Origin of the sequence: Glycocaulis sp., assembly GCF_050485565.1 — a bacterium.
In the GTDB taxonomy this organism is placed as follows: domain Bacteria; phylum Pseudomonadota; class Alphaproteobacteria; order Caulobacterales; family Maricaulaceae; genus Glycocaulis.
Map to the genome: position 1 here is coordinate 263,061 of NZ_JBJHBQ010000004.1, position 18,096 is coordinate 281,156.

16 protein-coding genes are annotated in these 18,096 nt (G+C 64.8%); 10 read left to right on the top strand and 6 right to left on the bottom strand.

All coding sequences use genetic code 11. The features are described 5' to 3' along the window. Nucleotides 1–70 precede the first annotated feature (70 nt). Complete coding sequence (locus ACQ5ID_RS06555) at nucleotides 71–1,021, top strand: methyltransferase domain-containing protein (RefSeq protein WP_429911651.1); 951 nt, start codon at nucleotides 71–73, stop codon at nucleotides 1,019–1,021. Here ACQ5ID_RS06555 and ACQ5ID_RS06560 read toward each other — a convergent pair whose 3' ends face one another. After that, nucleotides 1,022–1,228, bottom strand: a complete 207-nt coding sequence (locus ACQ5ID_RS06560; protein ID WP_429911652.1) for a dodecin family protein — start codon at nucleotides 1,226–1,228, stop codon at nucleotides 1,022–1,024. 174 nt (nucleotides 1,229–1,402) lie between these two features. Here ACQ5ID_RS06560 and ACQ5ID_RS06565 point away from each other — a divergent pair, with 174 nt between their 5' ends. Genes ACQ5ID_RS06565 through ACQ5ID_RS06575 form a run of 3 tightly spaced genes read left to right on the top strand, consistent with a single transcriptional unit; the run spans nucleotide 1,403 to nucleotide 3,960 of the window. Then, on the top strand, nucleotides 1,403–2,098 hold the full coding sequence (locus tag ACQ5ID_RS06565) for a fumarylacetoacetate hydrolase family protein (protein WP_429911653.1): 696 nt from the start codon (nucleotides 1,403–1,405) through the stop codon (nucleotides 2,096–2,098). A 17-nt stretch (nucleotides 2,099–2,115) separates the two neighbouring features. Then, nucleotides 2,116–2,748, top strand: a complete 633-nt coding sequence (gene maiA, locus ACQ5ID_RS06570) for a maleylacetoacetate isomerase (protein ID WP_429911654.1) — start codon at nucleotides 2,116–2,118, stop codon at nucleotides 2,746–2,748. Nucleotides 2,749–2,757: 9 nt separating this feature from the next. Next, entirely contained in the window at nucleotides 2,758–3,960 is a 1,203-nt protein-coding gene (locus ACQ5ID_RS06575; RefSeq protein ID WP_429911655.1) for an NAD(P)/FAD-dependent oxidoreductase, read from the top strand. A gap of 4 nt (nucleotides 3,961–3,964) precedes the next feature. On the opposite strand, the gene ACQ5ID_RS06580 is transcribed toward ACQ5ID_RS06575, so the two are convergent. Both ACQ5ID_RS06580 and ACQ5ID_RS06585 read right to left on the bottom strand, forming a co-directional pair. Next, nucleotides 3,965–5,557: an ABC-F family ATP-binding cassette domain-containing protein gene (locus ACQ5ID_RS06580; RefSeq protein ID WP_429911656.1), complete on the bottom strand. Its 1,593-nt coding sequence runs from the start codon at nucleotides 5,555–5,557 to the stop codon at nucleotides 3,965–3,967. Between the two features lie 69 nt (nucleotides 5,558–5,626). Continuing rightward, nucleotides 5,627–6,517 carry a LysR substrate-binding domain-containing protein gene (locus tag ACQ5ID_RS06585; RefSeq protein ID WP_429911657.1) on the bottom strand — a complete coding sequence of 297 codons (891 nt, stop codon included), beginning with the start codon at nucleotides 6,515–6,517 and terminating at the stop codon, nucleotides 5,627–5,629. Nucleotides 6,518–6,625: 108 nt separating this feature from the next. Here ACQ5ID_RS06585 and cysG point away from each other — a divergent pair, with 108 nt between their 5' ends. From cysG to ACQ5ID_RS06615, 6 genes are read left to right on the top strand one after another with little or no spacing between them, the layout of a single operon-like run. Next, the gene (gene cysG, locus ACQ5ID_RS06590; RefSeq protein ID WP_429911658.1) at nucleotides 6,626–8,044 is read left to right on the top strand and encodes a siroheme synthase CysG; all 1,419 of its coding nucleotides are present in this window, start codon (nucleotides 6,626–6,628) and stop codon (nucleotides 8,042–8,044) included. Further along, nucleotides 8,041–8,322 (top strand): DUF2849 domain-containing protein, encoded by a 282-nt coding sequence (locus ACQ5ID_RS06595; RefSeq protein ID WP_429911659.1) that lies wholly within the window; start codon nucleotides 8,041–8,043, stop codon nucleotides 8,320–8,322. The genes cysG and ACQ5ID_RS06595 overlap by 4 nt, the downstream gene beginning before the upstream one ends. Nucleotides 8,323–8,326: 4 nt before the next feature. After that, nucleotides 8,327–9,958 carry a nitrite/sulfite reductase gene (locus ACQ5ID_RS06600; RefSeq protein ID WP_429911660.1) on the top strand — a complete coding sequence of 544 codons (1,632 nt, stop codon included), beginning with the start codon at nucleotides 8,327–8,329 and terminating at the stop codon, nucleotides 9,956–9,958. Continuing rightward, nucleotides 9,948–11,051, top strand: a complete 1,104-nt coding sequence (locus ACQ5ID_RS06605) for a phosphoadenylyl-sulfate reductase (RefSeq protein ID WP_429911661.1) — start codon at nucleotides 9,948–9,950, stop codon at nucleotides 11,049–11,051. The genes ACQ5ID_RS06600 and ACQ5ID_RS06605 overlap by 11 nt, the downstream gene beginning before the upstream one ends. Before the next feature lie 11 nt (nucleotides 11,052–11,062). Further along, nucleotides 11,063–12,082 (top strand): cysteine synthase A, encoded by a 1,020-nt coding sequence (locus tag ACQ5ID_RS06610; RefSeq protein WP_429911662.1) that lies wholly within the window; start codon nucleotides 11,063–11,065, stop codon nucleotides 12,080–12,082. 19 nt (nucleotides 12,083–12,101) lie between these two features. After that, a complete protein-coding gene (locus tag ACQ5ID_RS06615; RefSeq protein WP_429911663.1) occupies nucleotides 12,102–12,929 on the top strand; it encodes a ferredoxin--NADP reductase in 828 nt (275 codons plus the stop codon). Nucleotides 12,930–13,076: 147 nt separating this feature from the next. Here ACQ5ID_RS06615 and ACQ5ID_RS06620 read toward each other — a convergent pair whose 3' ends face one another. The 3 genes from ACQ5ID_RS06620 to ACQ5ID_RS06630 are packed head-to-tail and all read right to left on the bottom strand — an operon-like array spanning nucleotide 13,077 to nucleotide 17,884. Next, nucleotides 13,077–16,415, bottom strand: a complete 3,339-nt coding sequence (locus ACQ5ID_RS06620) for a TonB-dependent receptor domain-containing protein (protein WP_429911664.1) — start codon at nucleotides 16,413–16,415, stop codon at nucleotides 13,077–13,079. Continuing rightward, complete coding sequence (locus ACQ5ID_RS06625) at nucleotides 16,387–17,376, bottom strand: FecR family protein (RefSeq protein ID WP_429911665.1); 990 nt, start codon at nucleotides 17,374–17,376, stop codon at nucleotides 16,387–16,389. Before ACQ5ID_RS06625 ends, ACQ5ID_RS06620 begins: the two co-directional genes overlap by 29 nt. Further along, nucleotides 17,345–17,884, bottom strand: coding sequence for an RNA polymerase sigma factor (locus ACQ5ID_RS06630; protein WP_429911666.1), 540 nt, complete (start codon nucleotides 17,882–17,884; stop codon nucleotides 17,345–17,347). The genes ACQ5ID_RS06625 and ACQ5ID_RS06630 overlap by 32 nt, the downstream gene beginning before the upstream one ends. Nucleotides 17,885–18,096: the final 212 nt, after the last annotated feature.

Consider the following 18,096-nt stretch of genomic DNA (forward strand, 5'->3'; position numbering starts at 1 on the left):
CATGCAGCGCCCGTCCGCCGCGTGACCCCATGCGGGTAAATGAGCGGACCCTTCTGAAGAGCGATGGCACATGACCGCTATGCGGTTTTCTTCCGGCGATCCGATTGTGGACCGGCGCGCGGATTATGCAGACCAGCTTGGCGAGCGCGGTGATATAGAGGCCGCTATCGAATTGCTGGCGGGTGCGCTGGAACTGGCACCGCGCTGGGCGGCGGGCTGGTTCCGTCTGGGTGAGTTTCAGGAGAGGGCAGGACGGATTGAAGCGGCCATCACCGCCTGGGAGCGCGCGCTTGAGATCGACCCGGCCGATCCGGTGGGCGCCAGCCTGAAACGCGATCTGGCGCGCGCGGAGCCGCTGGCGGAGTCCATGCCGCCGGCCTTTGTGGAGTCCCTGTTTGACCAGTATGCGCCGCGTTTTGAGGCCGCGCTGGTTGACGGCCTTCACTATCGCGGGCCGCAAATCCTCCTGCAGCGCCTCATCGCCAATGGCTTTGCGCACGCCCGCGACGCGCTCGATCTGGGCTGCGGGACGGGCCTGATGGGCGAAACCCTGCGGGCGTATTGCACACGGCTGGAGGGGATCGATATTTCAGCGCGCATGTTGGCCAAGGCCGGTGCCAAGGGCGTTTATGACGCCTTGCACAAGCGCGACATTGCCCGTCTGGACCTGGCCCCCGAGCGCTATGACCTCATCGTGGCCGCTGACGTGTTCGCCTATGTCGGGGCGCTCGAAGGCGTCATTGCGTGGTGCCGCGCCGCGCTCAATGAGGGCGGCATGCTGGCCTTCACGGTCGAGGCCGGTGAGGGCGATGTGGTCTTGCGCGAAAGCCGCCGCTTTGCGCACGGGCAGGACTATCTCGCCGCGCTGCTGGAGCGGGCAGGCTTTGCCTTTACCGGAATATATCCGTGCGTGGTCCGGCAGGATCGCGGTGAGGATATCCGCTCCTTCTGCGTGGTGGCCGGGCTGTCGCCGCTGCGCCATGACCGCGAAGGCGATGGCGAGGCGCACGCAGCAGCCTGATCAGCTCTCATCCAGCAGGAAGGTGACGGCCATGTTCACGCGGAATGCGGAGATTTTGCCGTCATCCACACTCACGTGTTTTTCCTTGATCCACGCGCTCTTGATATTGCGCAGCGTCTTCGACGCGCGGGCGATTCCCTGAACCGCCGCGTCATCAAAACTCTTCGTCGATGTTGCAGAAATTTCGGTTACGCGGGCGACACTCATAACGGTCTCCTGTGATTGGCTTGCCTCCGGGCAACGCCATGGGTCCGGATGATGTTCCAAGACTGCGAAAACGGCTGGCGGATCGGACCGCCCCCCTTGCGCTTTCGGGTGGGCTGCTGTTCGTTGCCGCAACCCTTTCGCGCGAACCCGCGCCGCCCTTCCGGGAGTATCAGCGTGACCCTTGTTTTCGAACCACTGCCGCCCGTGCTTGCGCCTGCTGCTGACGGCAAGCAGTTTCCCGTGCGGCGCCTGTTCTGTGTGGGGCGCAATTATGCCGACCATGCGCGCGAGATGGGCGCCGACCCGGATCGCGAGCCGCCCTTCTTCTTCACCGCCTGGGCCGAAACGGTCGTGACCGGCGGCGCAATCGCCTATCCGCAAAAGACCAGCAATTATCACTATGAGGCCGAGCTGGTCGTCGCCATCGGCAAGGGCGGGCGCAATATCTCCGCTGAGGGCGCGATGGATCATGTCTATGGCTATGCAGCCGGGCTGGACATGACCCGGCGCGATCTGCAGGCCGATGCCAAGGCCCATGGCCGCCCGTGGGATGTCGCCAAGAATGTCGAGCAGTCCAAGCCGCTGGGCCTGATAAGGCCAGCCAGTGACGGCTTTGACCCGGCAAAGGGCCGTATCAGCCTTTCGGTGAATGGCGCGGTGCGTCAGGACGCGGACCTGTCAGACATGATCTGGCCGGTGGCCGACGTGATCGCCTATCTCTCCAGCCTGTACCGGGTAGAGCCGGGCGACCTCATCTATACCGGCACGCCTGCAGGCGTTGGCGCAGTGGTGCCGGGCGATGTGATAGAGGTGGCGATTGACGGGCTTGCACCGCTGAACGTGACAGTCGGCGCGCCGTCCGGCCATTAGGAATACTGGAAAACCCCATGATCTTGCACGGATATTTTCGCTCCTCCGCCGCCTGGCGCATTCGCATCGTGCTGGCCTTGAAAGGCATTGAGGCAAGGCAGGTCTCCCACCATCTGCGCAAGGGCGAGCAGCGCTCTGAAAGCTATCTGAAGCTCAACCCGCAAGGGCTGGTACCCGCGCTGGAGACCGATGACGGAATTGTTCTGACCCAGTCGCTGGCCATCATCGAATATCTGGATGCAGTAAAGCCGCAGCCGCTCATGGTGCCGGCCGATCCGGTGAGGGCGGCGCAGGTGCGCGCCTTTGCGTTGGCGATAGCGTGCGAGATTCACCCGCTGCAGAATTTGCGCATCCTGAAAAAGGTTTCGGCGCTGGCCGGTGATGACAATGCCGGTCCGAAATGGGCAGGCGAGGTGATTGCCGACGGGCTGGCGGCGCTGGAGATCATGGCCGCCAAAGAACCGGGACCGTTCTGCTTTGGCGATACGCCGACACTGGCCGATGTGTGCCTGGTGCCGCAGCTGGGTAATGCGCGCCGCTTTGGTGTGGACGTTGATGCCTTTCCGCGCCTTCTGGCCGCAGAAGCGGCGTGTCTGGCGCTCGATGCGTTCGCCAGTGCAGCCCCGGACCGGCAGCACGACGCCGAGTAGGCGCGTGCCATGACACTCACCGCGCACGCAGACACACACTATGACGCGCTGGTTATCGGGGCCGGTGCGGCGGGCCTGTTCTATGGCGCGCGCGCTGGTGAGGCCGGTTTGCGCGTGCTGGTCATCGATCATGCGGCCAAGCCCGCCGAGAAGGTGCGTATCTCCGGCGGCGGGCGGTGCAATTTCACCAATATCCATACGCGGCCCGAAAACTTCATCAGCGCCAATCCGCATTTTGCCAAATCGGCGCTGGCGCGTTTCACGCCGCAGGACTTTCTGGACCGTCTCGCCCGCCACGATATCAGCTGGCACGAGAAGACGCTGGGCCAGCTCTTCTGCGATGGCCGCTCTGGCGCGATAATCGACATGCTGCTGACGGAGCTGCGCGAGACGGGCGGTGAGCTGCGCCTGGCTACATCGGTCAACAGCGTTACCCGCACTGATGCAGGCTTCCGGGTCAGCACATCGGGCGGTGTTGTGGAGGCGGCGCGGCTGATCATTGCCAGTGGCGGTCTGTCCATTCCCAAAATGGGCGCGACCGGCTTTGCCTATGACATTGCGCGCCAGTTCGGCCATAGCGTGATCGAGCCGCGCGCGGCGCTGGTGCCCTTCGTGTTTGAGGGACGCGACAAGGAGGATTTTGCCTCCATTTCCGGCGTGGCCTGCCCGGTGCGCGCATCCAATGACCGGGCCGCGTTTGACGAAGCCATGCTGTTCACGCACCGGGGGCTGTCTGGCCCGGCCATTCTGCAGATTTCGTCCTACTGGCAGCCAGGCGAGCCGGTGGTGATTGACCTGCTGGCGGGGCTGAACGCCGTCCCTGCACTGACCGCCTTCAAGGCGGAGCATCCCAAGCGGTCACTCGCCAGCGCGATGGAAACCCTGCTGCCCAACCGGCTGGTGGCGCTGCTTAGCGAGCGCGGCGATATTCCGGACATGCCGCGCATGGCCGACATGTCCCACGCGGCCATAGAGGCGCTGGTGGAAAGCCTGTCGCGCTGGACCGTCCGGCCCGCCGGTACCGAAGGCTGGCGTACGGCGGAAGTGACCGCTGGCGGCATCAATACCGATGAGCTGTCCTCGAAAACGATGGAGAGCCGGATCGTGCCGGGCCTCTATTTCATCGGCGAGTGCGTCGATGTCACCGGCTGGCTTGGCGGGTATAATTTCCAGTGGGCGTGGGCGAGCGCCCATGCCGCCGCGCAAGGCTGAGCAGTTACGCCGCGTTGGCCCGATCGGCCTGCAGGACCAGCTTGCGATAGTTATTGAGATCGCCGTCATAGCGCGTCGCCCGGCCATTCTTGACCAGCCAGAGCTGATCGGCGGTGCCTTCGGCCAGATAGACATCGTGGGTGATGAGGATCACCGCGCCATTATAGTCATTGAGCGCGTAGATCAGCGCTTCACGGCTGTCGATATCCAGGTGGGAGGTCGGCTCGTCCAGGATCAGGATATGCGGCTTCTCCATCGCCATGAGGCCGAGGAGAAGACGCACTTTCTCGCCGCCTGACAGCTTCTCGATATTGGTGCCGACCTTCTCGTGGGCGAAGCCCATTGCGGCGGCCACGGCGCGCTGTCTGGCCGGCGGCGTGCCTTCGGGCAGCGCGTCGCGCACATGGTCCAGAACGGTTTCGCCAGTGCGTAGCTCGTCCATCTGGTCTTGCGAGAAATAGCCGATGCGCAAGGCGCGCGGCACGGTCCGGTCGCCTGCGATCAGCGGCAGGCGCTGGGCGATGGATTTGACGAGCGTCGTCTTGCCCTGACCGTTGGCACCGACGATGGCGATACGGTCATCCGGGTCGAGGCGCAGATCAACGCCAGAGAGGATCACCGCATCCTCGCCATAGCCGACCGATGCCCCGCGCAGCTGCAGCAGGGGCGCGGCAAGCTTGTCGGTGGAGGTGGGAAAGGAGAAGGGGACCGTGCGCTCCTCGAGCGGCACCGTGATCTCCTGCATTCTCTGTAGCATTTTCACGCGCGACTGCGCCTGACTGGCCTTGGACGCCTTGGCGCCGAAGCGGTCGATGAAGGATTGCAGATGGGCGCGGTCGGCCTCCTGCTTGGCGCGCTGGCTTTCCAGCAGGGCGGTTCTGGCGGCACGCAGTTTCAGCCAGGCATCGTACCCGCCCGGCGAGATGGAAAGCTGCTTGTGTTCCAGCGCCATGGTGTGGGTGACGCAGCGATTGAGCATTTCCCGGTCGTGCGAGACGAGCAGCACGGTATGGGGATATTTCTTCAGATAGGTCTCCAGCCAGGCCGCGCCTTCGAGGTCCAGATAGTTGGTCGGCTCGTCCAGCAGGAGAAGGTCCGGCTCGGAGAACAGCACGCCTGCGATGGCCGCGCGCATGCGCCAGCCGCCGGAAAACTCGCGCGTCGCCCGGTAGAGATCGGCATCGGTGAAGCCCAGCCCCATCAGCACCTCGGCGGCGCGGGACTCTGCCGACCACGCGTCGATATCGGCCAGGCGCATATGGATTTCGCTGATCCGGTCCGGATCCTGCGCGGTCTCGGCCTCCTGCATCAGGGCATGGCGCTCTGTGTCGGTGGCCAGCACCACCTCCAGGATCGTCTCGTCGGAGGGCTGCACTTCCTGCGCCACCCAGCCCAGCCGCGCGCCCTTGTTCAGGCGGATGGAGGTGTCCGGTGAGGGGTGCTCGATCTCTTCGCGGATCAGTTTGAGCAGGGTGGACTTGCCGGTGCCATTGCGGCCGACCAGACCGACCTTCCAGCCGCCGGAAATCTGCGCGGACGCATTCTCGAACAAGGAGCGCGCGCCGATACGGTAATCGAGGTTTGAGATCGTAAGCATGGGGGCGGTTTAACGATGCCAGCGCCCGGCGCAATGGGGCGACTGTGCGCGAGCAGCAAAGCGGTGCCGCTACAGTTCGTCGGCTGCGTCGGTGAAGCTGGCCATTTCGGCGCGAATCCACGCGGCGAGCACGCTGGCCGCCTCTGACCGCCTGCGCCCGCGCGCAAAGGCAAGCCAGTAGCTTTCTCCGCCGGGCATGTCGCCATCGGCAAAGACGCTGACCAGACGGCCATCACTTACCGCATTGGCTGCCAGCAGCTTGCGGCCCAGCACAATACCCGCACCAGACGCGGCCAGCGCCAGTGCCGGGCCTGCCCTGTCTGCGATGAAGCCGGGTTCGGGCACGATGCCGTAAGCGCCCCGGCGTGCCAGCCAGTCTGTCCAGCCGAGCGGCGCGCTGGTGTCGGCAATGAGGGGCAGGGTTTCAAGATCGCCGGGCGTGCGTATCTGGCGCGCCAGCGCCGGTGCAGCGAGCGGGCTGAGCGTCTCGCGCAGCAATAATTGCGCGTCCCGCCCGGCCGGTGCGCCCGCGCTGCGCACAATGGCCAGATCAGCGCCCATATCCAGAGCTGCCAGCGGATCATTGGTGATGAGCTCCAGGCCGCAGGCAAAGGCGCGTGCGCCCAGACGCGGGGCCAGCCACAAGCTCGACAGATCGGGCGGGGCGGCCAGAATGATCCGCGCGGCCCGCTTGCTCTCGCGCATGGCGGCGCTCGCCTCGCCCATCAGCTCGAATGCCCGGCTCAGCCGGTCCAGCGCCGCGCCGCCCCGCTCGGTCAGGCGCAAGGTGCGTCCCTCGCGCTCGAACAGGGCAGAGCCGATCAGCGCTTCTAGCTGGCGCACCTGCTGGCCAATGGCGGCCGGGGTGACATTGAGCTCACCGGCAGCAGCGGCAAAGCTGCCGCGCCGGGCAGCGGCCTCGAAAGCGCGCAGCGCATTGAGAGGGGGCAGGGCGGCCATGACGATCCATTGCAAAGAAAATCTATCTAATAATGGCAGAATAACTCATTTGAGAAAATAATCCATAGCGCATTAGGTTGGTCGCTCAGATCTGAAGGACCACGCCTTATGGACCAGTTCCTGCCAGCCATTCCCCTGAAGGGTGCCCGCGTCATCGTCATCGGTGATGGCGAGGCGGCCCGTGCCAAATTACGCCTGTTTGCCAGCGCGCCTAGCGAGCTGGTCTGGCGCCCGGCGGTCAAGACCATCAATCCCCCCCCGGCTATTGATGGAGAAACCGGAGCCCGCATCCTCCCGGGCAGGTTCGTGCCGCCGGGCGCTTTTTCTGGCGCGCGGTTCGTGTTCATTGCGCTGGACGATGAGGCCCGCGCGGCCCGTCTTGCCGCGCGCGCGCGCCGGGCGGGCGCTCTGGTCAATGTGGTCGACAATCTGCCGTTGTGCGATTTCTACACGCCCGCCATCGTGGACCGGGGGCCGGTAACGATCGCGCTCTCCACCGGCGGGGCCGCGCCCGTTCTGGTGCGTGATATCCGTTCGGCTCTGGAAGGGCTGGTCGCGCCCGGTGTGGGTATTCTCGCCCGCAGTGCCAACGCCTTGCGTGATACGGTGCGTGAGGCGTTGCCAACGGTGGATGACCGCCGCCGCTTCTGGGAAAGCGCCCTGCGCGGTGAAGCGGCAGCACGCGCCGATGCAGGCGATGGCCCCGGCACGTCGCGCGCCCTGATCCGTACGCTCGACCGTTTCCGTGATGGCAAGGCCGAGCCGGGCCGGGTGTTTCTTGTTGGCGCGGGCCCAGGCGATCCTGAACTCCTGACGCTCAAAGCCGTACGCGTGCTGCGCGACGCCGATGTGATCGTGCATGACCGGCTTGTGCCTGAAGCGATATTGCAACGCGCGCGCCGGGATGCGCGCCGCATCGATGTGGGCAAGCGCCGGGGCCATCACTCCGTACCGCAGGAGCGTATTGGCGACATCCTCATCGAGGAGGCCCGCAAGGGTCTGCGCGTCGTGCGCCTGAAGGGCGGGGACAGCTTCATCTTTGGCCGTGGCGGCGAGGAAGCCGAAGCGGTGCGCGCTGCGGGTATCGAGGTCGAGGTGGTGCCGGGCATTTCAGCCGCGCTCGCCTGCGCGGCATCGGCTCAAATCCCCCTCACCCACCGCGAGGCGGCACAGGCTGTCACCTTCGTCACCGGTCAGCCCAAGGCGGACGGGCCGGAGCTGGATTATCGCAGCCTCGCCAGCGCACGCCATACCCTCGTTGTCTATATGGGCGTGGCCACTGCTCCCGTTTTAAGCGCGAAGCTGATCGAGGCGGGGCGCGGCGCTGACACCCCCGTGGCTGTCATCGAGAACGGCTCGCTGCCCGGAGAGCGCCGCGTGTCCGGCACGCTGGCCGGTCTGCCCGCCCTGATTGACGCGCACGAGATCAAGGGTCCGGCCGTGATCGTTATTGGCGAGGTGGTGGCGCGTGCGCCGGAAATGATATCTGGCCTTGCCCGTCAGGCAGAGCTGGAGGCGGCGGCATGAGGGCGATCACAGCAAACCGCCTGACCGATGGCCATGTCGTCTATCGCCGCGCGGACGGCATCTGGACACCTTCCCTGATCGAGGCGGAACGCTTTGGCGATGACACGGCCGCCGAACCGGCGCTGAACGCGGCGCTGCGCGATATCCTCACCGTGGTCGCCCCTTACCTCATCGAGCTGGACGGTGAGCAGCCGGGCGGGCGCAAGCATGTGCGCGAGGCGATCCGGCTGAAAGGCCCCACCACCGGCACCAGCCTGCTTTACGCCGGGGAGCGCTAGGCCGATGTATCGCTACGATGAGATTGACCGGTCGATCGTTTCAGAGCGCGTGGAGGAGTTCCGCGAGCAGGTCAGCGCGCGTCTCTCCGGTGCGCTCACCGAAGACCAGTTCAAGCCCTTGCGGCTGATGAACGGGGTCTATCTGCAACTGCACGCCTACATGCTGCGCGTGGCCATCCCCTATGGCACGCTGGATGCGCGCCAGATGCGGGTTCTGGCCCATATCGCGCGCCACTATGACAAGGGTTATGGCCATTTCACCACGCGCCAGAACATCCAGTATAACTGGCCTGCGCTGGTCGATATTCCTGAGATATTAGAGCAGCTTGCCGATGTGGAGATGCACGCCATCCAGACATCGGGCAATTGCATCCGCAACACCACCACCGACCCGTTTGCCGGTGCGGCGCAGGATGAGGTGGAAGACCCGCGCCCCTGGTGCGAGCTGATCCGGCAATGGTCCACCTTCCACCCCGAATTCACCTTCCTGCCGCGCAAGTTCAAGATCGCCGTGACTGGCTCTGACGCCGACCGCGCCGCCATTGGCGTGCACGATATCGGCCTGAAACTGGTGAAGAACGAGGCGGGCGAGACCGGGTTCGAGGTGCATGCCGGCGGCGGTCAGGGCCGCACGCCGCGCGTGGCGGTGAAGCTGCGTGACTTCCTGCCCAAGGGCGAGCTGCTGGCTTATCTGACCGCCATCATGCGCGTCTACAATCTCGCCGGTCAGCGCGACAATATCTACAAGGCGCGCATCAAGATCCTCGTGGAGACCATGGGCGCGGAGGCTTTCACCGATGAGGTGGAGGCGATGTACCGCCAGCTGCGCGGGCGTGACCTGGCCGTGCCCGCCGAGGAAGCTGCGCGCATTACCAGCTTCTTCCCCGAGCCTTCCCCGGTGGACCGCCTCGAAGGGGTGAGCGATGCGCCGGGCTTTACGCGCTGGCGGGCCGTCAATGTGAAGCCGCACAAAGTGGCGGGCCGGGCCATCGTAGTGATTTCGCTCAAACCCCGCGCGGGCGCGCCGGGCGATGCGACCGCAGACCAGATGGATGCGGTGGCCAGCCTCGCCGAGCGCTACGCGGACGGCGAAATCCGCGTCACCAAGGAGCAGAATCTCGTCATCCCGCACGCCGTCGCGGCGCATCTGCCTGCCATCTATGAGGGCCTGCGCGAAGCCGGGCTTTCCACCGCCAATGCAGGGCTTGCCAGCGATATCGTGACCTGCCCGGGGCTGGACTATTGCAGCCTGGCCAATGCGCGCTCCATTCCGGTGGCGCAGGCCCTGTCAGCCGCCCTGATCGACCGGGGTCTGGATGAGGATACGCAAGACCTCACCATCAAGATTTCCGGCTGCATCAACGCCTGCGGCCATCACCACATCGCCAATATCGGCTTGTTGGGCGTCGATAAGAAGGGCGATGAGGTCTACCAGCTGACGCTGGGCGGCGTGGCCGATAATGGCGCGGCCATCGGCAAGATACTCGGCCCCGGCCTGGCGCCGGATGAGGCCGTGGAGGCGGTCGCTGCTTGCGTCGGTGTCTTCCGCCGCGAACGCGCGGATGGCGAAACCTTTACGCACACACTGGCCCGTATCGGGTTTGAACCCTTCAAGGAGGCCGTCTATGGGCAATGATACCGCAACAACGCCCCGGCTGGCCCGCGTGGAGATCGATACCGCCACCACGCCGGATGCGGCGCTGGAGGCAGCGCGCAGCGCACAGGCCATCGATATCCGCTTTCCCGCCTTCAGGGACGGGCGCGGCTATTCGCTGGCCGCGCTGATCCGCGAGAGCGGATTTACCGGCGAGCTGCGCGCAACTGGCGATATCCTGCCCGATCAGAAGGACTATCTCACCCGCACCGGGTTTGACGTGATCGCGCCGGATGACGGCTCGCCGCGCTGGGCCAGGGCCAGCTTCACCCATGCCTATCAGCCGGGCCTTGCCAAGGGTGCCAATGACCGGCTGCCCGCCTATCGCGCCCGCGCGCTTGCCGCCCGCAAGGCGCAAGTTGAGGCGCTGAACCAGCAATATGGCGATGCCGCGCCGGAAACCATTATCGCGGTAGCGCTGGAGGTGTTTGAGGGGCGGATCGCCATGCTCTCATCCTTCGGGATCGAGGCGGCGCTGGGGCTGGCCCTGCTGGCCCAGGTGGACCGCACGGTGCCGGTGGTCTTCCTCGACACACAGCGCCATTTTCCTCAGACGCTCAGCTATCGCGACCAGCTGGTGGCGCATCTGGGCCTTCAGGATGTGCGCATCCTCACGCCTGATCCGTCGGAGGCGCGCGCGCAGGACAATGATGGCAAGCTGTTTGAACGCGATGGCGAAGCCTGCTGCGATCTGAGGAAGGTGCGCCCGCTCAATGCCGGGCTGGAAGGGTTCGACGCGGTCATTACCGGACGCAAGCGTGCCCATGGCGGCGGGAGGCAAGCCCTGCAGCCCTTCGAGTTTGATGGCGAGCGGGTGAAGATCAATCCGGTTGCCGGGCTGGACCCGGCCGGCATTGCAGCTCTCTACCGCGAGATGAAACTGCCCGCCCATCCGTTAGCCACACAGGGCTACACCTCTGTGGGCTGCTGGCCTTGCACCGCGCCCTCATCAGGCGCACATGCACGTGACGGGCGCTGGCCCGGCTCGGATCGCAGCGAGTGTGGTATCTTCGATCCGGTCCGCACAGCGCGGGCGGACGCGGCGCGCAAGCGGGCCGTGCGCCTTATCGGATAAGCGGGACGCGCATGACAGGCCATATCATCGACCTTATCGGCAATACGCCGCTGATCCGGCTTGAGGCAGCCTCACGCGCCACGGGCTGCGAGATACTGGGCAAGGCCGAGTTCCTCAATCCGGGCGGTTCGGTGAAGGACCGCACCGCGCTGGGGCTGGTGCGCGCGGCTGAAAAATCCGGCGCGCTCAAACCCGGCGGCACCATTGTAGAAGGCACGGCGGGCAATACGGGCATCGGGCTGGCCATTGTGGGCCGCGCGCTCGGCTACAAGATATTGATCGTCATGCCGCGCACGCAGAGTCAGGCGAAGAAGGATGCCCTCATCGCGGCGGGCGCGCAGATCATCGAGGTCGACCCGGCACCGTTCTCCAGCGAGCACCATTTCGTCCACGTCTCCCGCCGGCTGGCCGAAGAACTTTCCGCGACACCGCAAGGCGCGTTCTGGGCGAACCAGTTCGATAATCCCGCCAATGCCGCCTTCCATGCAGCGACCACGGGCGAGGAAATCTGGAACCAGACCGGCGGCGCGATTGACGGCTTCATCTGCGCGGTTGGCACAGGCGGCTCCCTCTCCGGGATTGCCCGCACGCTGCGCGCGAAAAAGCCTAACATCGCTATTGGCCTTGCCGATCCGTCGGGCAGCGCGCTCTACAATCATTTCACCCATGGCGAGCTTAAAGGTGAGGGATCGTCGATCACCGAAGGCATCGGTGTGGGGCGCATTACCGGCCAGTTGCAGGGCTTCAAGCCTGACCACGCCTACCGCATCGAGGACACCGAATTTCTGCCCATCCTTTTTGATCTGGTAGAAAATGAGGGGCTGTCGCTGGGCGGTTCGGCGGGCGTGAACATTGCCGGGGCAATCCGCCTGGCCCGCACGCTGGGGCCGGGCAAGACGATTATCACCCTGCTTTGCGATTCCGGTGCGCGCTATGCGGGCCGGCTGTTCAATCCCGACTATCTCGCTGCGCGCAGCCTGCCCGTCCCGCCCTGGACGGACAGGGGCGATAGCGCGCGCAACGCCATCTGATCGAAAACGAGGACCTGCCATGACCGCTCTTCCCGCCGCGGCTGAAACCCTTGCGCCCGTTATCGAGGCCGGTGCCTTCTTCGATTGCGAAGTGCTGGAGGTGCGCCACTACACCGATACGCTGTTCTCCTTCCGTACCGCGCGCCCGCAGAGCTTTCGCTTTCGCACCGGCGAGTTCGTGATGATCGGGCTGGCAGGTGAAGGCAAGCCGACCTTGCGCGCCTATTCGCTCGCTGGTCCGAGCTGGGATGATGCGCTGGAGTTTTATTCCATCAAGGTGGAGGACGGGGCGCTGACCTCGCGCCTGAAGCATATCCGGCCCGGTGACCGGGTGCTGGTGGGCAGAAAACCGACCGGCACGCTGGTGCTCGACGCGCTACTGCCCGGCAAGCGCCTCTTCCTGCTCTCCACTGGAACCGGCGTAGCGCCCTTTGCCAGCATTGTGCGCGAGCCCGATGTCTATGCGCGCTATGATCAGGTGATCCTCACCCATACCTGCCGCACGGCAGCCGAGCTTGCCTATTCGCAAGAGCTGGTGGAGGGGTTGAAGGATGATCCGTTGGTAGGCGAGAGCGCACCGGAAAAGCTGGTCTATTTCTCGTCCGTGACCCGCGAGGATGGCCCGCAGACCGGGCGGATTACCGATCTCATCCAGTCCGGCCTGTTCTTCAAATCCATCCAGCAGGCGCGCTTTGATCCCGAACATGACCGGGTAATGATCTGCGGATCGCTGGCCATGCTCGAAGAGCTGAAAACCATTTTCCAGGAGCTGGGCTTCACCGAAGGCTCCAACGCTCGCCCCGGCAGCTTCGTGGTGGAAAAGGCCTTCAGCGGCGACGGAATCTAGGGACCAGAACCAATCTGGCTTCGGGCGTGACGCGTAGCCGATTGGGCCGCCCTTTCGGAGGAAGCCCGCCGCGCTCCGCAGGGGCAGGGCGGTTCACCTCGATCCGTGCTGACGGTGCCATACGAACCGGTCCATCTCGTCTCTGGCTCAGAAAGTTGCCGTCAAACCGAGTGAGAAGCGTCGGCCGACCACATCATAGGCGCGCCGTGATGAAGGTGTGGCAGCCAGCAGCGTTGCGTAGGGCGGTGGAGCGTCGAGCATATTATCGATATTGAGCTGTACCCGGACCGAACTGGTCAGATGGACGTTCAGGGAACCATGTACGGTGACATAGCTGGCGATATCGTTTCCGGGGAGATCGCGATTTTCCGCGGCGTTGTTGATGCGTCCTGCGCTGACCCATTGTGTTCTGATCTCGGCCTGCGCGCGCGGCCATTCCACCAGCACACCCGCAGAGAGCTTCGTATGCGGGGCGCCGACGGTGCCAGTGAGGTCTGAGGGAGCAGAAAAGCTGGTGCTTTGAATACGGTAGCTGCCGACCTGAAGTGCATCGAGATTGACGGAAAGGGTCTGCGCACCGGTCACGTCTGGCGCGTCAAACTGCATGCGGGCACCGATAACAAGGGCGGAGTAATCAAGTCTGGACACGTTGAAATAGCCGGTCTGGTAATCGGTTATCTGCCCGGCATTGGCGCCGCTGGCCCGTGTGAAGCTTGTACATGCCGGTTCGTCGGGGAAATGCGGGCTGTCATAGCAGGCGGCCATGAGCTGGCTGGCCGACAGGCTGGCAATGCCGTCAGCCAGGCGGATATTGACCCAGTCGGCGCTGACGCGAACCTGCTCTCCTTCCCATGCCATCCCGGCTGACCAGCTGTCGGCGCGCTCATTGCGCAGGCCGGGATTGCCCGCGATCCGGCCCGTCACGCCGAACGACATGATATCCGAACTGAAGTTTTCAGGCGGCGGTGCGCCAAGCTGTTCCAGTGCCTGCTGGCAATTGGCCGTCCGGACATCGGGATTGGGGCCGACCGCGAAATTGCTCCGGTCACATGGGTCTATCGCCGTTCCGCGCATGGGAGATTCCGGCAGGAAGAGTTCGGTAATGCTGGGTGCCCTGACCGAGCGGGTAACAACGGCGCGCAGTGATATCGGCGTTGCGCTTGCGCCCAGACGGGGGCGCAGCTGACCGCCGAAGGTCCAGGCCACATCGTTTCCGGCGATTGAGCTGTTCATCAGCCGGACAGCGCCTTCCAGGGAAGCCTCCGCCAACAAGGGCAGGTTCTGGTCGCTGCTCACCAGCGGGATCAGCAGTTCGCCAAAAGCTTCACTGGTCGAGAAGCTTCCGCGGATCGGGCTGTAGGCTGGCAATCTGGCGCTCCCCTCGGCCAGTAGCGTATCGGGATTGAACGCAGCGCGTTCACGCCGGTGCTCCACGCCGAAACTGTAGCCCAGCGGACCAGCTGCCGGTCCACCCAGCTCGCCCGAGACACTGCCTGCCAGCGCGGCCTGCTCGTTGACGCTGTTTGCATAACCCGCTCCCGTGACGAAGAGCAGGGCCTCCGCACTGGCACGCCCCTCTCCGAACAGGTCCAGCGGTACGCAACCGGCCGGGGCAGGAGGCGCGCAGACAATGTCGCCGGACACCGGATCAGCCACCGCCTGGATCGCTGCGTGGAAATTGTCCTCATTAATGACGGGAATGCGTGAGACATTGCTGGTGCGTCCGAAATTGGCCGAAACCTCCCAGCGCACCGGATGCCCGCGCCAGCTTGAACGGCCTTCAAGCCCGGCAACCGCCCGTCCCAGCGTGATACGGGTCTCGCCCGGCATATGGTCAAGCAGATCGCTGAGATTGCGCGACAGGTAGAATTCGGTAAGCCCGTTGGCCACAATGATTTCGCGCGCTTGCGGATGCAGGAACGGATTGTCGATATGCATGCGCAGCGGACCACCCTGCTCGGGCAGCAATACCGAATTGATGGCCAGCAGCTCGCGGGGCTCCTCACCCTCTGACCGCGCGGCGGCCAGCTCCACGAACCCGGTGACGGACGATGTCAGCTCGTGACGGGCGAGCACGCTGGCGAGCATCCGCTGGCCCGGTGCCACGAGCGTCATGTAATCGGGAATACGCAGCCCGTCTCCGCCATCGACAAATGCCGGCTCGGTTCCGCCTCCACTGCCCAGCTGGTAACGGCCGAGCGTGCCGTCCGGGAGGAATTGTACCGGGTCTCCGGCATTGTCGAATATGTAGAAGCCGTCTGGAAAAGCCGCCGTACGCCAACCGGCCGGCGTATCGCCTGGCGGCAGTGGCAGACCTCCGTCGGTTATGCCCGATAGCACCATGTCTTCGAAGATGGTCCAGCCTGATCCATCGCCGCTGCGCACGAGAAACGGACGGCGAGAGAAGCGGCGGTGCCCGCTTTCCAGCATGCCTGAATTGGTGTCGTACTCGAAGCTTGCGATGATATGGCTGCGTCCTTGCGCGAGAGCGCGGCCCCAGAGGCCGCGTACCGCCTGGCGGGACAGGCCGCCATGACCAGACTGGCTGTGCCGGGCCTCAAGAGCCGTGCCTTCAAAATCATCGCGCAGGATAATGTTGACGGTGCCTGCGACCGCATCGGCCCCATAGGCGGGCGCTCCTCCTATCGCGACGGTCTCGATACGCTCGATCAGGGCAAGAGGCAGCAGGTTGAAATCCACCTGCTGGCCGGGGGAGGCGGCGCCGACGCTAGACGCTGTGCCGGAAGACACGAAGCGCCGGCCATTGACCAGGGTCAGGGTACGCTGAGACCCCAGGCCGAAGAAATTCACAAAACGCTGGCCGACGCCGAAAGTTGATTGCACGCCCACCGCGCTGGAACCCGACACGCCGAATCCTGGAAGGCTTTCGAGGGCGTCTGCAGCGTTGAACGCGCCTTGCTCGCCGAGTTCTGCGCGGCTCGTCGTGTAGGACGGTTGAACGATAGCGCTTCCATGACGCAGGAGACGTGACCCGGTGATGACGATCCGGTCCGGTGGAGGCGGCGCGGCAGGTGGCGGCTCTCGCGCCGGAGGTGGCAGCTCCCCGGTCTCGCCGGCGGCCGGTGGAGGGGGTTCGCCGGGTCGTGCTACCTGCCGGATAACGATAGCACCGCCCGTTGCGGGCACAGCTTCCAGCCCCGTGCCCTCCAGCATGACGGCGAGTGCGTCCACGGGATCGTAAACGCCCTCGACGGCGCTTACGCGTACGCCCCTGAGCAGGGTGGACGGCGCGAACACCTGAAGGCCGGATTGTTCGGCGAACTGTAGAACGGCTGCGGGTGCATACGCTTCGCGTATGTCAAACGGGGCGGGTTGGGCGGCGCTGGCTGCACCTGCCATCACGGCTGCCAGAAGCGAAGCTCCAGTGAGGTGTTGCGGCCACGGCTTGAACTTCACCATCGACTGGTGGAAACGGCCTGCCTGCTGGCGGGCCAGGTCAGCGACGTGTGAGCCTGAGAACGCCATTGTTTTCAACAACCCGCAACTCGTAGGCGGTGGCCACTGTTTCCGCAAATGTGCGTGTATCGCCGGCTCGGAAGGCACCCACGAAGCGTTCGCTGGCAAGGCCGGTTGCGGCCAGTTCGATACGTACCGGCGAATACCGGTTCATCTCGGTGATGGCCTCCGCCAGTGTCTCTCCATCGAACAGTAATCTGCCTGTCTGCCAGGACAGCTGGCGCGACAGGGCTGCTTCGTCCAGATGGCGGACGCTGGGTACGCTGCCCGAGCCGATCTGTACCGCCATCAGGGCGTTGGCTTGGAGAGAGTCTGCGCCACGTTCGATGGCGACTTCACCTTCGGCCACGGTAACCAGCACCCCATCGCCGTGCCGCCGGACCACGAAATGCGTGCCGACCACGCGCACCGTGGTTCCGGCTGTGTGCACCAGAAATGGCCGGGACGGGTCAGAACTCACTTCAAAGGCAGCTTCGCCATCATCGAGGTGCACCGAACGGCTCTGCTCCGAGAAGGCAATCTGTACGGTGGAGCCGGTATTCAGGGTCATCATGGAGCCATCATCCAGCACGATGCGGCGGATCTCCCCGATCTCGGCCATCTCCACATGGGCTGCCGGACCGGCGGCGGGTTGTTGCAGGAAGACCGTCACGCCGGCAACAGCAAGCAGGGTGGCGGCCATTGCGCTTGCCGCCGCAATGATCGCGGTCCGTCTGCGGGTGACGGAAGCCAGAATGGTCACCTGGCCATTCTCCGCCGGTGCCTGTCCGCCGCGGGCCAGCGCAGCCAGCCTGTCCGCATCCAGCCACAATGCCTGCGCGCGTGCATACGCACCAACGTGCCGCACGTCAGCCTCCAGCCACGCGTTCAGCGCAGCTTCCTCCTCTGGCGATAACGGGCCCGCATCGGCGCGGACGGCCCATCGTGTGGCCTCCTCGTCAATCGCGTTGGTCTCGGGCTTCCGGTTCATCGTCTCTCCGTAGTTCAGCGTGCGACCCGGATTCCCCGGGTCTCATGTCCTGGGCCAGCAGAAGCAAGGCCTTGGCCAGATGCTTTTCCACCGTACTCTGCGATATGCCCATGCGTTCGGCGATCTCCCTCTGGGACAATTCCTCGAACTTGCGCAACTCGAACGCCTGGCGGCAACGCTTGGGCATTCCTGCGAGCGATTTTTGCAGGCGCTCAACCTCCTGACGCGCGTTGAGCCTGCGTTCGGAGTCCGGCTCATTGTCTACGACGTTCAGCGCGTCAATATCCGCCATCAGCTCGATGGTGACAGTGCGTGAGCGGCGCAGCGTCTCGGCCACAAGATTGCGGGCAACGGTGAAGAAATAGCCCCGCGCACTGCCGATCTTTCCCAGATCGGCTTTCAGCAGGCGGGCATAGGATTCCTGGATGATGTCGTCGGGATCGATCCCCGGCGCGCCGCGCGTGTGCCGCACGAGCCAGCGGCGCACGTCGGCTTCGTGCGGCAGCACGGCTCTTGCCAGCCACTCGATGCGATTATCACTCCCCATTGGCGGCACTAGGCCCCCTGCGCCCCAGCCCGTCAAGCGCCTCACACTGTCCGTGTGCGTCCGAAGGTGTGTCGGCGCGAAGCAGGAAGAGGTGGGGGAAGGCGGCTGCTGGTGCATCGAACAGGGCAGGCCGGCATCAGCACGCGCCGTCAATACAATAAGGGGAGTTGAAC